Source organism: Limibacillus halophilus, assembly GCF_014191775.1.
GTDB classification, from domain to species: domain Bacteria; phylum Pseudomonadota; class Alphaproteobacteria; order Kiloniellales; family CECT-8803; genus Limibacillus; species Limibacillus halophilus.
Genome location: NZ_JACHXA010000002.1, coordinates 347,601 through 360,558, shown reverse-complemented (window position 1 = coordinate 360,558; position 12,958 = coordinate 347,601). Strand labels below are relative to the sequence as shown.

The 12,958-nt window shown below is 57.3% G+C and carries 15 protein-coding genes; 13 read left to right on the top strand and 2 right to left on the bottom strand.

Annotated elements, in window-relative coordinates:
- The first annotated feature begins 84 nt into the window (after positions 1 to 84).
- Positions 85 to 1,125, top strand: coding sequence for a rhamnan synthesis F family protein (locus FHR98_RS04810; protein WP_183415497.1), 1,041 nt, complete (start codon positions 85 to 87; stop codon positions 1,123 to 1,125).
- A 22-nt stretch (positions 1,126 to 1,147) separates the two neighbouring features.
- Here the strand turns inward: FHR98_RS04810 and FHR98_RS04805 are convergent, their stop codons facing one another.
- A complete protein-coding gene (locus FHR98_RS04805; RefSeq protein ID WP_183415496.1) occupies positions 1,148 to 2,200 on the bottom strand; it encodes a glycosyltransferase family protein in 1,053 nt (350 codons plus the stop codon).
- Entirely contained in the window at positions 2,197 to 3,171 is a 975-nt protein-coding gene (locus FHR98_RS04800) for a glycosyltransferase family 2 protein (protein ID WP_183415495.1), read from the bottom strand. Before FHR98_RS04800 ends, FHR98_RS04805 begins: the two co-directional genes overlap by 4 nt.
- Before the next feature lie 190 nt (positions 3,172 to 3,361).
- On the opposite strand from FHR98_RS04800, the gene rfbC reads away from it, so the two are divergent.
- The 12 genes from rfbC (at position 3,362) to FHR98_RS04740 (ending at position 12,933) form a co-directional block, all read left to right on the top strand.
- Positions 3,362 to 3,925 carry a dTDP-4-dehydrorhamnose 3,5-epimerase gene (rfbC, locus tag FHR98_RS04795; protein WP_183415494.1) on the top strand — a complete coding sequence of 188 codons (564 nt, stop codon included), beginning with the start codon at positions 3,362 to 3,364 and terminating at the stop codon, positions 3,923 to 3,925.
- A gap of 20 nt (positions 3,926 to 3,945) precedes the next feature.
- Positions 3,946 to 5,007 (top strand): dTDP-glucose 4,6-dehydratase, encoded by a 1,062-nt coding sequence (gene rfbB / locus FHR98_RS04790; RefSeq protein ID WP_183415493.1) that lies wholly within the window; start codon positions 3,946 to 3,948, stop codon positions 5,005 to 5,007.
- On the top strand, positions 5,000 to 5,941 hold the full coding sequence (rfbD, locus tag FHR98_RS04785) for a dTDP-4-dehydrorhamnose reductase (RefSeq protein ID WP_183415492.1): 942 nt from the start codon (positions 5,000 to 5,002) through the stop codon (positions 5,939 to 5,941). Before rfbB ends, rfbD begins: the two co-directional genes overlap by 8 nt.
- On the top strand, positions 5,938 to 6,843 hold the full coding sequence (gene rfbA / locus FHR98_RS04780) for a glucose-1-phosphate thymidylyltransferase RfbA (RefSeq protein WP_183415491.1): 906 nt from the start codon (positions 5,938 to 5,940) through the stop codon (positions 6,841 to 6,843). Before rfbD ends, rfbA begins: the two co-directional genes overlap by 4 nt.
- A 7-nt stretch (positions 6,844 to 6,850) precedes the next feature.
- Positions 6,851 to 7,612, top strand: a complete 762-nt coding sequence (locus tag FHR98_RS04775; RefSeq protein WP_183415490.1) for a glycosyltransferase family 2 protein — start codon at positions 6,851 to 6,853, stop codon at positions 7,610 to 7,612.
- 26 nt (positions 7,613 to 7,638) lie between these two features.
- Positions 7,639 to 7,968, top strand: coding sequence for a lipid-A-disaccharide synthase N-terminal domain-containing protein (locus FHR98_RS04770; RefSeq protein WP_246377456.1), 330 nt, complete (start codon positions 7,639 to 7,641; stop codon positions 7,966 to 7,968).
- A gap of 6 nt (positions 7,969 to 7,974) precedes the next feature.
- Positions 7,975 to 9,672 carry an ArnT family glycosyltransferase gene (locus FHR98_RS04765; protein ID WP_183415489.1) on the top strand — a complete coding sequence of 566 codons (1,698 nt, stop codon included), beginning with the start codon at positions 7,975 to 7,977 and terminating at the stop codon, positions 9,670 to 9,672.
- Positions 9,669 to 10,430: a phosphatase PAP2 family protein gene (locus FHR98_RS04760; RefSeq protein WP_183415488.1), complete on the top strand. Its 762-nt coding sequence runs from the start codon at positions 9,669 to 9,671 to the stop codon at positions 10,428 to 10,430. The genes FHR98_RS04765 and FHR98_RS04760 overlap by 4 nt, the downstream gene beginning before the upstream one ends.
- A 78-nt stretch (positions 10,431 to 10,508) precedes the next feature.
- On the top strand, positions 10,509 to 11,036 hold the full coding sequence (locus FHR98_RS04755) for a DUF3305 domain-containing protein (RefSeq protein WP_183415487.1): 528 nt from the start codon (positions 10,509 to 10,511) through the stop codon (positions 11,034 to 11,036).
- 24 nt (positions 11,037 to 11,060) lie between these two features.
- Positions 11,061 to 11,798: a DUF3306 domain-containing protein gene (locus FHR98_RS04750; protein ID WP_183415486.1), complete on the top strand. Its 738-nt coding sequence runs from the start codon at positions 11,061 to 11,063 to the stop codon at positions 11,796 to 11,798.
- A 205-nt stretch (positions 11,799 to 12,003) separates the two neighbouring features.
- Entirely contained in the window at positions 12,004 to 12,609 is a 606-nt protein-coding gene (locus tag FHR98_RS04745) for a TorD/DmsD family molecular chaperone (RefSeq protein ID WP_246377454.1), read from the top strand.
- Between the two features lie 123 nt (positions 12,610 to 12,732).
- Complete coding sequence (locus FHR98_RS04740) at positions 12,733 to 12,933, top strand: formate dehydrogenase (RefSeq protein WP_183415484.1); 201 nt, start codon at positions 12,733 to 12,735, stop codon at positions 12,931 to 12,933.
- The last annotated feature ends 25 nt before the right edge of the window (positions 12,934 to 12,958 follow it).

Below are 12,958 nucleotides of genomic sequence, written 5' to 3'. Positions count from 1 at the left end.
TGGCGATGATAACATGTACAAACTAGGACGAAAGAAAGCGCCGACAAAGGCGCCTTGTCCGGTGAACCAAGGGGGGCAGATCACATGGGCATTTACCATGCTTACAAGCTTGTGATTCGGAGAATCTACAAGCTCTACAAACACGTCGGCATCATCCTTTCGATCCTCAGGGGCTATCTGAGGTTCAAGCAGAGTTTCATCCGCCGCGACATTGAGGGGACCGGCGCTCTCGCACAGCAACATTCCGTTGCTGTCTTCATACACTGGGAAGCGAAAGGTTTCGTGCATCCCTACGTCGTGCATTATCTGGAAGCGTTGCGCGAGGCCGGATTCTCCATCCTTTTCGTAACCAACGCGCCAAAACTTCCGGAGCGATCTATTGAAATTCTCAAGCCGCTTTGCATGCGAATCCTCTGGCGTAAGAACGTCGGATATGATTTCGGCGCATACAAGGAAGCGGTGCTCTATCTGGAAGACCAGCTGCCGCACTTGGATCGCTTGATGCTTGCCAACGATAGCGTCTATGGGCCGCTTATGCCTTTGAACCGCTCGTTGCAACGCGCGGATCCGGCTTTGGCTGACGTCTGGTCGATGACCGACAGCTGGGAACGCCGCTATCACCTGCAATCCTATTTTCTGCTGCTTTATCCCAGGGCTTTGAAGTCACAAGAATTTCTGAGTTTTTGGAAGCAGATTCGCTATGTGAACAACAAGGCTTTCGTTATTTCCAAGTATGAATTGGGTTTCACGCGGGCCATGCTAAGAGGCGGCCTGAATGTACATGCGCTTTATCCTTATGAGGAAATCGTTGCAAAGGTGGTTGAGGCTTGGGGAAGCGGCGCTCGCAACACGCGGGAACTCCGCAAACTGCATGAGCGCACCCGCGCTTTCGTCGATCAGATTCTCGACTTCATCATTACCGGAATGCCGGTCAATCCCACGCACTTCCTTTGGGATCAACTCGTTTTGAGGATGGGCTTTCCCTTCGTGAAGCGCGAGCTACTCACACAGAACCCCGGGAATGTTCCCTGGTTGACGTTATGGGAAGGTATTATACGGCAAGCGAGCGAGTACGACACGCGGATGATCCGCGACCACCTCAAGGCCCACTCGCAACAGCGATAAGTCAGTCGTGTAAAGCCGCGTATCACAGCGCCCCGATGATTGTTGCCAACCGGTCCGCGGCGAGACTGCGATCATAGGTCGCTCGGGCTTTGGTTCTGGCGGCGCGGCCCATGGCTAGGCGCCACTCAGCCGATTGTGCAAGCGCTGCAAGGGCGGTTTTCCATTCAGCGGGGCTGGAAGCGAGAATACCAAGCGACGGGTCGGCAAGAATCGAGCGATTCTCCCCGACCGGCGAGGCTATCGCCGCGCGGCCCGCAGCCATGTACTGTACCAGTTTAAAGCCAGATTTGCCGCGCTCCCAGGGGCTGTCGGGGAGTGGCATGATGCCGATGTCGAAGCGCCCGATAGAGGCGATTTCGGTAGTCTCGTTCCAGGGTTCGAAATCGAAATCCAACCCTCCCAGGTCTGGCTTGCTCGCGCTCACCACACGCAAACGCAGGCCCTCTTTGGCCTGGAGCGTTTTTAGTGCCGGTACGAGGGGTGTCAGATAAGCACAATTCTGAGGTGCACCGATCCAACCGACCGTTGCCGGTGTGCGGTCTGGCGGCGGTAGATTGTCATAGGCTCCGACATCCAGCGTCGTGGGCAAAATTTCAACGGAAGCCGCACCGCTGGCTCTGGCGCGCTCGGCAACGTAGTGATTGCCGGCGAGAACACAGGCGGAGCCTGCCATAAGACGATCGATCTTGCGTCCCAGCAGTCCGCGTACCAGTGGGTTGTGATGTTGGTCGTAGCGGTGAAACCAAGCATCGTCGCAGTCCAGTAGATAAGGGCGACCGTCAAGCAGCCGCCGCTCAACCGTATAGGGTAAAAATGGTAATGCCTCGACCTGCAACAACACGGGGGCCTTCGCAGGCAATTGCCGGAGCGCTTGCCAACGGTCGGCGTAATGGCCCGTCACCTTTGCTGCACCATAACGCCGTCCTTGATAGAGCGCCTCCACGTAAGAATCAGGGAACAAAACCTGCGTGCGGCACGCTACACCCCTGCTTTCTAGCAGCGGAACGAGATCATGGCAGCGTAGACGGCTGCTGGCGCCCAGGCGGCCATAGCGGGCAAGGAGCGTGATCTTCATGACGTTCCGATCTTATCCGGCGGGGGAACGTCACGCCCACGGTTTCTGGTAAAGAAAATCCAGTAACCTTCGAACACTGAAATCAGCCGATCGGCAGAGCCTTTGCGAAGAGCCCAAACCAACCGCGCCAGGGGCTCGGCCAGAAACAAGGCCGACCAGGTTACGGCGCGCCCTGCAAGGTTAAAATGTTTGCGAGCGTAAGTCAGGCGTGCATCGAGCCAGAATGCGAGCCGGTGGCCTTGCGACAAGCGTCGGGTCGTTCCGCCGCCTATGTGTTGCGCGCTGGTGGTGGCGATGAAACGACTTGCGAGACCGGCGGCCCGGGCGCGATAGCTGAAATCCACATCCTCCAAGTACATAAAGAAGGTCTCGTCGAAACCGCCCAACCTTTCGAAGTCGGCGCGCCGCATGAGCCAGAAAGCGCCCATCACATGGTCTACTTCACGGTTTTCAGAATGTTCCCACTCCGTCATGAAAAGCGACTTGAACCGGTTTGGCCATAGCTTTGGCAAACCCAAGGCTTCTGCGAGCAAGCCACCTGGCGTGGGAAAGCGTGCGCAACTGCGGGTAACGTCCCCCTTACCATCTTTGAGCGCGATACCGACGATACCACAACGATGATCGCTATCCTGTCGGAGGAGATCCAGGGCGGCAGTCAGATTTTGCTCGGTCAAGTAAACATCGGGATTGAGGAAAAGAAGATAGTCGGCCGATCCGGCACGCGCGCCTTTATTGGCCCCTGCGCCATAGCCGGGATTACTGTGATCCGTCAGGACCGTCAGCGGAAGCTGTAGCGCGGCCTCGGCATTGACTGCCCGGTCGAGCGGGCCGTCTTCAGAGCCGTGATCGACGATGATCACCCGACTTAAGGAAACGCCACCGCTACTCGCACGCTTCAAGGAAGTCAGGCACTGCGTCAGCAGCGGTCCTGCGAACCAGTTGACGACAATGACATCCAGCTCTTGGGTCAAACTTTCCCCCGCGGTTCAATCCGACCGGATGACCGGCCGCTTCCCGCACTTAACAGACGTAAAGATGGAAAGCCACCAGAGTTCCAGGTTGGTTCGGCCAGGCCCTGTCAGCTTATAGCCTTTGCGGTCGTGGGGCGGAACCTTCTATAAGGGGGGCGGCTATCGGCAAAAGCGAAGGAAAACATTTCGCATGAAAACAATAAAAACGGAACTGGAGGGCGTGGTTATCGTCGAACCACAACGGTTCGGCGACCACCGGGGTTTTTTCTCTGAAACCTACAACAAGGCGCGGTTCGAAGCGGCTGGGCTTACCCTGGATTTCGTTCAGGACAATCACTCCTTGTCGCAGGAGGTTCATACGGTCAGGGGGTTGCATTATCAGTCGCCACCCTTTGCTCAGGACAAATTGGTTCGGGTGATCCGTGGCAGCATACTCGATGTCGCGGTGGATATTCGTCGTGGCTCTCCCACTTACGGGCGGCATGTAGCGGTTGAACTGAGCGCCGATAACTGGCGCCAGCTTCTCGTGCCCGTTGGTTTTGCTCACGGATTTTGCACGCTGGAGCAAGATTGCGAGGTGATATACAAGGTAACGAATTATTATGCGCCTGAATGCGATGCTGGCATTCATTGGTGCGATCCGGACATTGGCATTGCTTGGCCGGTGACCACGGGGCAGGCAATCGTCTCACAGAAAGATGCCGGACTGCCTCTGTTTGGAGATATCGTCAGTCCATTCGACTACGACGAATAAAATGCCGGAAGGGGGGCAGTATGCGATTTTTGGTTACAGGTGGGGCTGGGTTTATTGGCTCGGCGTTGGTGCGTGATCTGATTGCTAACGGTGAAGAGGTCGTCACGCTCGACAGCCTCACTTATGCCGGTCATGTAGAATCGCTGGTCGATGCGCTGCAGTCATCAAAGCATTGTTTCGAACGCGCTGATATCCGCGACCGAGCGACGGTAGAAGAGGTGTTCCAGCGGCACCAGCCTGATATCGTCTTGCATCTGGCCGCCGAATCTCATGTCGACCGTTCCATTGACAGTCCAATGGACTTCGTCACAACGAATGTAGTGGGAACGGTCAACATGCTGGACGCCGCGACGCATCATTGGCGCGGATTATCCGGCGCCAAGAAAGCCGCGTTTCGGTTTCTTCACGTTTCCACCGACGAGGTCTATGGCTCACTTGGTCCTACGGGCGTCTTTACGGAAGACACTCCCTACCAGCCGAATTCGCCCTATTCGGCAAGCAAAGCATCTTCGGATCACTTTGCGCGTGCTTGGAATCGGACGTTTGGTCTGCCGGTTCTTATTAGCCATTGCTCGAATAACTATGGGCCGTTTCAAATGCCCGAGAAACTGATTCCCGTGATTGTCCTGGCGGCAATGGAAGGGCGGCCGATCCCGATCTACGGCACCGGCACGAACGTTCGTGACTGGCTGTTCGTGGATGATCATGTCAGCGCGCTGATCGCCATTGCGACGAAAGGGCAGCCGGGGGGAATCTATAATGTGGGTGCGGACCAGGAGATAACGAACATCGATATGGCGCGTCGCATCTGTGCCTGGATGGACCGCTTGTTGCCGGATTCGCCGCATGCCCCCCATGCCAATCTCATTGAGTTCGTGGCTGACCGGCCCGGACATGACCTGCGCTATGCGATTGATTCAACGCGGGTGCGCAACGAGCTGGGGTGGGCGCCACGGCAAGGCTTGGAGGAGGGCCTGGGCCGAACCGTGCGTTGGTATGTCGAGAACGATTGGTGGTGGCGAGGAATTCGTGACGGGGGTTTTGAGGATTCCGCACGGCAAGGGTTGTCCGGCGGTGTCTGAGCGCCCGAAAATTCTTGTCCTTGGGGTGCAGGGACAACTGGCCAGCGCTTTGCGGCCGCTTTTGGCCGGTCAATCTGACAGGCGGGCTATCTTCCTGGGGCGTCCTGAACTGGATGTCGCAGATAGCGTTCGTCTGCGGGCGGAGATACTGGCGCATTCTCCGGCGGTTATCGTCAACGCGACGGCCTATACGGCGGTCGACCGGGCAGAAAGCGAACCTGCGGCCGCATACGCTGTTAACCGCGACGCCGTGGCGGTCATGGGTGAAACGGCAGAGCGTCTTGGCGCAGCCGTTGTTCATGTCTCGACGGACTATGTTTTCGACGGCCGAGCGACACGGCCCTACCGCGAGTCCGATATCACCAATCCGCAAGGCGTTTATGGCGCCAGCAAACTGGCGGGCGAGGAAGCGCTGGCGGCGAGCTGCGCGCGCCATGTCATTCTCCGCACAGCTTGGCTCTATGGAGCCAGCGGATCTAATTTTTTGCGCACGATGCTGCGATTGGCGAATGAACGCGATAGCCTAGCGGTCGTGGACGACCAGCAGGGCTGTCCGACCGCGGTTCGGGAACTGGCGGCGGCCATCGGCATCATAATCGAACGTATTATCGGCCAGGACGCCGCGTTCGGACTCTATCACTTCTGCGGGGCAGGGGGCCCTGTGACTTGGTTTGACTTTGCATCTGAGATTTTCTGTCAGACGGCAGGCTATGGTTTGCCGACACCTAGATTGGAACGCACAACGACGGCGGCCTTTGGCGCGCCTGCGCCCAGACCTGCATACTCATTGCTGGATTGCAGGCGGATAGAGAGTGTGTTCGGTGTCACTCGAAACGATTGGCGCGAAGCGCTGGCCACCGTGCTGGCCGAGCTTGCCGCTGCGCAGGCTGGGCCTGCGACGGGTTTGGATATATCCAAGGAGACATTGGGATGAAGGGCATCATTCTGGCAGGCGGCGCAGGGACGCGGCTACATCCGTTAACTCAGGTTGTCAGCAAACAGCTCCTACCGGTTTACGACAAGCCGATGATCTATTATCCGCTGTCGACACTAATGCTGGCTGGGGTGCGCGATATTCTGATTATTACGACACCGCACGAACAGCACGCCTTTCAACATCTCCTGGGGGACGGTAGCCAGTTTGGCATTGCGCTTAGCTATGCGGTTCAGCCGGAGCCCAAAGGTCTTGCGCAGGCCTACCATATCGGCGCCGACTTTGTTGGGAGCGATAGCAGCATCCTCATTCTGGGCGACAACATCTTTTTCGGGCATGGGCTATCGGCAATGCTGGAGAACGCCGCCCAGGGGCGAAGGGGCGCAACGGTATTCGCCTACCGGGTCAGTGATCCAGAGCGCTACGGCGTCGTTGCTTTCGACAAGGAGGGATGTGCGACCTCGATTGAGGAGAAACCGGCGCGTCCCAAATCCCATTGGGCCGTTACTGGGCTCTACCTTTATGATGAGCAGGTGATTGATATCGCACGTGATGTCCGCCCATCGGCGCGTGGGGAATTGGAGATCACCGATATCAATAGGCGCTATCTTGAAAGGGGAGAGTTGCAGGTTGAACGCATGGGACGGGGCTTTGCCTGGCTGGACGCAGGCACCCACGATTCTCTGCTGGATGCCGGGAGCTTCATCCGGTCGCTGGAAGAACGTCAGGGTTTGAAGATTGCCTGTCTTGAGGAGATCGCTCTCGACCGAAAATACATTACCGAAGAGGATGTCGAGCGCATTGCGGAAAGCTACGGTAAAAGCTCCTATGGGCGTTATCTCATCGAGATTCTGGAGGAGCGCAGGGGAGGCTGGGCACTAGGGTCCGGTACCGGGCGCTGACGGACCCATGCCAGGAACGTCCAAGGAGCCTGATTTTTCGGTCGTTATTTCACTCTACAATGAGATCGATAACCTTGCTCCGGTTGTGGAAGAGATTCACGCAGTCCTGACTGGCAATCCTGGCTTCAAGGGTATCCTTCTCGTAGATGACGGTTCCACCGATGGCAGTTCGGCGAGGCTTCAGGCCTTGATGCAGCGTTTCGATGGGTTGACCTGTTTGCGGCACGAGCGGTGCTGCGGAAAGAGTCGAGGCGTTTTGACGGGCGCAAAGGCGGCCGACACGCCTTGGCTGCTCCTCATGGATGGTGATGGCCAGAATGACCCCCGGGACGCGGCCTTGCTATTCCAGGCATTGGAAGAGGGCGGGTCCGAAAAGGCTATTGGGATGGTGGCCGGGCTTCGCCGCAATCGCCGGGATAGTCTTTGGAAGCGCTTCGGTTCACGTATCGGAAACGGCGTTCGGCGGCTGTTGCTGAAGGACGGTTGCCCCGATACCGGTTGCGGTTTGAAACTTGTGCGCAGGGACGCATTCCTCGCGCTGCCCTTCTTCGACGGTCAACATCGTTACATGGGCGCCCTTATGAATGCTCAAGGGTGGTCGACGCTCTATTGCTGGGTTGGCGACCGCCCTCGCTTGCACGGGGCATCAAAAGTTACCAACCTTGGCCGCGCCTTTCGCGGAATGCGAGATCTGTTGGGTGTTCTCTGGTTGCTGCAGCGTTCTCGAAATCCGAAGATAGAGCGACTGTCGGACGGCAAAGACGCCTGATAGAAACATCAAGGGAGCCTTAATCGTTGCTTTCCGGCTTCGCAGAATGGTGGAACGACTTGACGGCGGTAGAGCTTGGCTGGGTCCTCATTGGCTTCGCCGGGCAGGCGCTTTTCATGATGCGTTTCGTCTTTCAGTGGCTGCATTCTGAACGGGCGCGCCGCTCGATCGTACCGGAGATATTCTGGTACTTTTCGCTGGGCGGAGGCCTGACGTTGCTGGCATACGCAATACATCGCGCCGATCCGGTGTTCATTGCCGGACAAGCCACCGGATTGTTCATCTACAGCCGGAACATCTACTTCATCTGGCGTGAAAAGCGGCAGTCGAAATCTCTCCAGGGTCGGGAGCCTTAAGCGTTCGTGGAGCAAGTTCAGACGAACTCGGAACTTCGTGACCATCGACTGAATGCCAGGTCGTACCTGCTGCTGGCCATGTTCGCATTGGCTGTTTTCCTACCCGGGCTTTTCGATCTGCCGCCCATCGATCGCGATGAGGCCCGTTTCGTGCAGGCATCGCGTCAGATGATGGAAAGCGGTGATTACGTCGATATCCGCTTTCAAGAGGAGTCCCGCTACAAAAAACCGGTTGGTATCTACTGGTTACAAGTCGCCGTTGCTCAGGTTCACGGCGGTGGCGCGGATGCGCCTATTTGGGTGTTCCGATTGGTGTCCCTTACAGGTGCTGTCGTGGCAGTATTGCTGACAGCCTGGGCAGCAGCCGGTCTGTTCGGTGCTCGTGCCGGGTTTTTGGCCGCGCTCTTGCTGCTTGGTTGCCTGTTGCTGGGGGTGGAGGCGCGGCTGGCTAAAACGGATGCGGTCCTGTTGGCTTGTGTCGTTCTGGCCCAGGGATCGCTTGCACGGCTTTACCTGGCTGCCAGAAGTGGAGCCGGCATTGGCTATGGAAATGCACTGCTGTTTTGGCTGGCCATGGGTGTCGCTCTTCTTGTAAAGGGCCCGATAGCGCCGCTGATTTGTGGATTGACCCTCGTCACCCTGGGGTTTTGGGAGCGTCGCTGGCGATGGATGCTGGCTTTGCGTCCATTGATTGGAGGGCTGCTCGCATCGGTTATCGTGCTCCCTTGGCTGTTGGCGGTCTCCCTACAAAGCGGCGGCGCCTTTCTGGAAGAATCGTTGGGCGGCGACCTGCTGGCAAAGCTGTTTCAAGGACAGGAATCCCACGGAGCGCCGCCCGGGTATTACCTGCTCAGCTTTTGGATTGCAGCTTGGCCGTTCGGATTTCTGGCACTTGTCGGCCTTCTTGCCGCTTGGCAAAGGCGCAGCGATCCCGCCGTTCGATTTTGCCTCGCATGGCTTTTGCCTAGTTGGGTCGTGTTCGAACTGGTGATGACAAAGCTGCCGCATTACACCCTGCCCCTGTACCCAGCGATATTCTTGTTGTTAGCCGGCTATCTCAGAGGAACCATAGCCGCACCGGAAAAAACACGATGGCGGCCGGCCGTGAAGGTTGGGTGGATTCTCCAAGCGGTTTTAAGTTTGTTGCTGATTGCGGCGGTCATTGTCGTGCCGCCGATCGCCGGCGGCGGCGGCTTCAACGGTTGGTCCCTAATGGCCGCAGCTGCCGTAGCGGTGGCCGGGATTCTGAGTTGCGGGCCATTCACGGACCAAGCAAAACTACGTACCCGACCGGAGCGCCGCGTGGGTATTTTATTGGCGGCGGGGTTTCTTTTCTATCTTGGCGCCTATCAGGGAATGCTGCCCAGGATGTCCGCGCTCTGGCTATCTCCGCAGATTGCGCGGGCTGTCGAGTCCTTGCGACCCTGCCCGGACTCTCGCCTCGCGGCGGCGGGCTACACGGAGCCGAGCCTGGCAATACTCGTTGGGACGAACACGCTGCTGGGCAGCGCCGAGGCCGCGGCGGCCTATCTGATCGAATCACCGAAATGCGGTATCGCTGTGGTGGAGAGCCGCGCCGAGGCATCCTTCATGGCGGCGCTGTCAGAAAATGGCGTTAACGTCGACGCGCTCACGAGCTTGTCGGGCATCAACTATTCCCGTGGGCAGCAAGTTACGCTCACGTTCTACAGGATTCGGCAATGAATTGGCTCGCAATGCAAAAAGGCTTCCGGGTGGCGGGCGGGCGGCAGATGCCTTGGCTGTGGCTTTTAGTCGCGGTTTTTATGATTCTTGTATCTATGGCCTTCCTGGACGCTCCTCTAGCCAAGTGGCTCTCCAATAGGCCGGAGTGGCTGCGCGCAGGGTTTAGCATAGTCAACGGCCTTGGGAAGTCGGACTGGTACCTGTGGCCGGGCGCCCTGGTGGCGTTGGCGGCAGGGGCCGCTTCTCTTCGGCAAAGGAAGACGTCTTCGCGCCGCCTACTTCGTTGGTTATCGACTGCAGGCGCGTATCTGTTCTTGGCGGTTGCCATCCCAGGTTTGCTGGTCAATCTGATCAAAATCACCGCCGGACGGGCACGGCCGAAACTCTTGACGACGGAAGGGTTTTACGGGTTTGAGCCGTTCAACGTTCTGCCCGATTTTCATTCCTTTCCGTCGGGGCACAGCCAGACGGCTTTTTGTGCGGCCCTAGCGTTGGCGGCTTTTTGGCCCAGCGGGCGTCGTGCGTTGCTAATCCTCGCGGGATACGTGGCGGCTGCGCGGATGGTGTTGGGTGCGCATTTCTTGTCGGATGTCGTAACATCTGCGTTACTTTCCTTCATCATCATTGGCTGGTTGGAAAGGCTTTGCCGAGATCAAAAGCTTATTTTCACGACGGGTCGAGAGGGCGAATTGCGCTTGAGAGCGGAGGGTCGTTGGTGGCGCCGCCGGATCAGGAAGGCACTTTGCAAGCAACGATGAGGGGCTTACATCTAGTTCGTAAGAAAAAACGATCCGCAAAAAGATGGATTCACAGCTAGGGTAGGGACACGGTCGGGAATGAAGCAGAATGACGAACGCCTTCCACTGGGAATAGTTGTCGAGAAACGTAAGGTAGATAACCCCTGGATCGACCACGCCTGGAAACCCGTGGCCGTGGTGGCAGGCGCCGCTGAACAGAATCCGCGCGGGCACTGGAAGGAAATGGGCCACGGCGATGGTTGGACTCAGTATTTGGCCGGTACGCTGCACATGGGGTTGTTTCGTAAAGAGACGGAAGCCTATAAGGTGAATCTCTCGCAGCATCCACCGCGCGTGTTTGTAGTGCTGCGCCGCCGAGAAGATCCGACGACGCCGAACGAGGTCTATCCTTTCTTTGTGACGGCGAGTCCGTACGAAGCACAAGATTTCCTGGATGCGGGAGACGACATTGTTGAAGGCGTACCGATGCCTGATTCCGTCATCGCGTTTGTGGAGACCTTCATTTCCGAGTTCCATGTCGAGGAAGAGTTTCATAAGCGCAAGCGAAAGCGTTATGAAGTCGACAAACTGGGATTTGGTAAGAAGGGGCCAGAAACGATCAATTGATAATAGGGGAACCAGGGTCGCCATATGAGCAAGGATAGCGAAAACGGTTTTCTACAACGCTGGTCCCGGCGCAAACAGTCCGAGGGGCAATCTGGTTCCGTTGATCAGGAGGCCGCGCCTGCGCCTGAAACGCCATTGCTAACCCCGGAGGAGGAGGAAGCGCGGCGATTGGAGCTGGAAGAGTATGTGAACAATCTTCCCGACCCGGACACCCTGGATTACGAAGCGGACTACACACCTTTCCTGAAGGACGGTGTACCTGAGGAACTGAAAGGCCGTGCTTTGCAGCGCTTGTGGCGCAGTCACCCAACTCTGGCGAACCTTGATGGTTTGATCGAGTACGGTGAAGACTACACCGATGCCGCGATGGTCGGTAAGTCAATACGGACCATCTACAAAGTTGGCATCGGGATGATATCCGACGAGGATCTGGCGCTCGAAAATCTGGCTAAGCAGCGGAAGGCCGAGGCAGAGATGGCCGCTGCGGATCCCGCCAGCGAAGATGAGGGGCAGGGGGAAACCGAGCAGCAACCGATGGACTCCGGCGACGAAGAATCCACCAGCGCGGAAGATTTGACTGCAGCCGAGGTTGACGGCGACGTTCATGAAGACTCCGGCCCTGCGACAAAAGAACCCAAGGCCGTGCTGACGGCATCACAAGTTGGCGAGCCTATGAGTGTTCCGGTTCAATCGCCTAAAGCCGAAGTAAAGGCGGGAAACAAGCCAGGAACGGCGCACTCCCGGCGATGGGGCTTGGGTTAAAGGGGCAATGCTAAAAGCCTAAAATTCCTAAGGACTTTCGCGGGTGCAGCAACGCTTTCGTTTGACATCGTTCGCACCATGACCGTCTAATTAAATCTGCCATTGACCGGACTTAACCCACAGATTTCTTCAGGCGTTAAATCGGTTGAAAGGCCAAAGCGACGAAAGATCGCAAATCACGATGCTTATAGGGGAGGTGCTTCATTTGACGGAGCCATCGTCGGCTATCGACATAGCGGAAGAGGATGAGTTGCGAGCTAACCTCTATGTGTTGCTCGGACGAATGCTTGCCAGTGCGCCGGATTCCGAAACGCTGGAGATGGTCGCTGGACTGAAGGGCGACGACAGCGAATTAGGCCAGGCGATTTCGGTCCTGGCGTCGGCTGCACGGAACTGCAACCCCAAAATGCTGGAACGAGAGTACTTCGACCTTTTCATAGGGATCGGACACGGTGAACTGACCCCCTACGGTTCCTATTACCTCACGGGCTTCTTGAATGAGAAGCCGCTCGCCAATCTGCGTGAAGACATGGGACGGTTGGGTGTTGCGCGCGTCAAGGGCGTGCATGAGCCAGAGGATCATATAGCAGCGCTTTGCGAGATGATGGCCGGTTTGATCGGTGGCGCTTTTGGGGAGCCCCTCCCGCTCGACGAGCAGAGGGCGTTTTTTGATCGGCATATCGGTTGTTGGGCGCCGCGGTTCTTCCAGGACCTGCAGGCAGCCCGTGCGGCTTCCTTCTATATGCCGGTGGGCAAGATTGGACAGATATTCATGGAGATCGAGAGCGAGGCGTTTGCGATGGCGGCTTGAAGCCGGACCCATGGCGGCCTCGGATTGAGGAATTGCGAAGAACCTTTCGGGAAATGGGCGTGCCCGAGCGTTGAGACTGAACCACAACTCGCCCTTGGTTCACCAATTTAGAAAGGTGAGCGTATGACCAAGAAAGACGAAAAGGCGATGGATCGCCGCGATTTCTTTCGCAAGGCGGGGCTTGGTGCCGGCGTAGCCGGTGTTGCAGCAGCTAGCCTTACGAAGGGCGCGACGGCCGCCGTTCCGGAGACGCGAAGTGCATCTTCGGTCGGTTATCGTGAAACGGACCACGTAAAGAAGTTTTACGAATTGGCCCGCTTTTAAGAATTAGAACAACCAGACTCTTTAG

Excerpts from the sequence above, each read along its gene's own strand:
- FHR98_RS04775 (WP_183415490.1), top strand. The coding sequence starts at position 6,851 with ATGCCAGGAACGTCCAAGGAGCCTGATTTTTCGGTCGTTATTTCACTC.
- FHR98_RS04810 (WP_183415497.1), top strand. The coding sequence starts at position 85 with ATGGGCATTTACCATGCTTACAAGCTTGTGATTCGGAGAATCTACAAG.
- FHR98_RS04760 (WP_183415488.1), top strand. The coding sequence starts at position 9,669 with ATGAATTGGCTCGCAATGCAAAAAGGCTTCCGGGTGGCGGGCGGGCGG.
- FHR98_RS04750 (WP_183415486.1), top strand. The coding sequence starts at position 11,061 with ATGAGCAAGGATAGCGAAAACGGTTTTCTACAACGCTGGTCCCGGCGC.
- FHR98_RS04755 (WP_183415487.1), top strand. The coding sequence starts at position 10,509 with ATGAAGCAGAATGACGAACGCCTTCCACTGGGAATAGTTGTCGAGAAA.
- rfbA (WP_183415491.1), top strand. The coding sequence starts at position 5,938 with ATGAAGGGCATCATTCTGGCAGGCGGCGCAGGGACGCGGCTACATCCG.
- FHR98_RS04805 (WP_183415496.1), bottom strand. The coding sequence starts at position 2,200 with ATGAAGATCACGCTCCTTGCCCGCTATGGCCGCCTGGGCGCCAGCAGC.
- FHR98_RS04740 (WP_183415484.1), top strand. The coding sequence starts at position 12,733 with ATGACCAAGAAAGACGAAAAGGCGATGGATCGCCGCGATTTCTTTCGC.
- rfbB (WP_183415493.1), top strand. The coding sequence starts at position 3,946 with ATGCGATTTTTGGTTACAGGTGGGGCTGGGTTTATTGGCTCGGCGTTG.
- rfbC (WP_183415494.1), top strand. The coding sequence starts at position 3,362 with ATGAAAACAATAAAAACGGAACTGGAGGGCGTGGTTATCGTCGAACCA.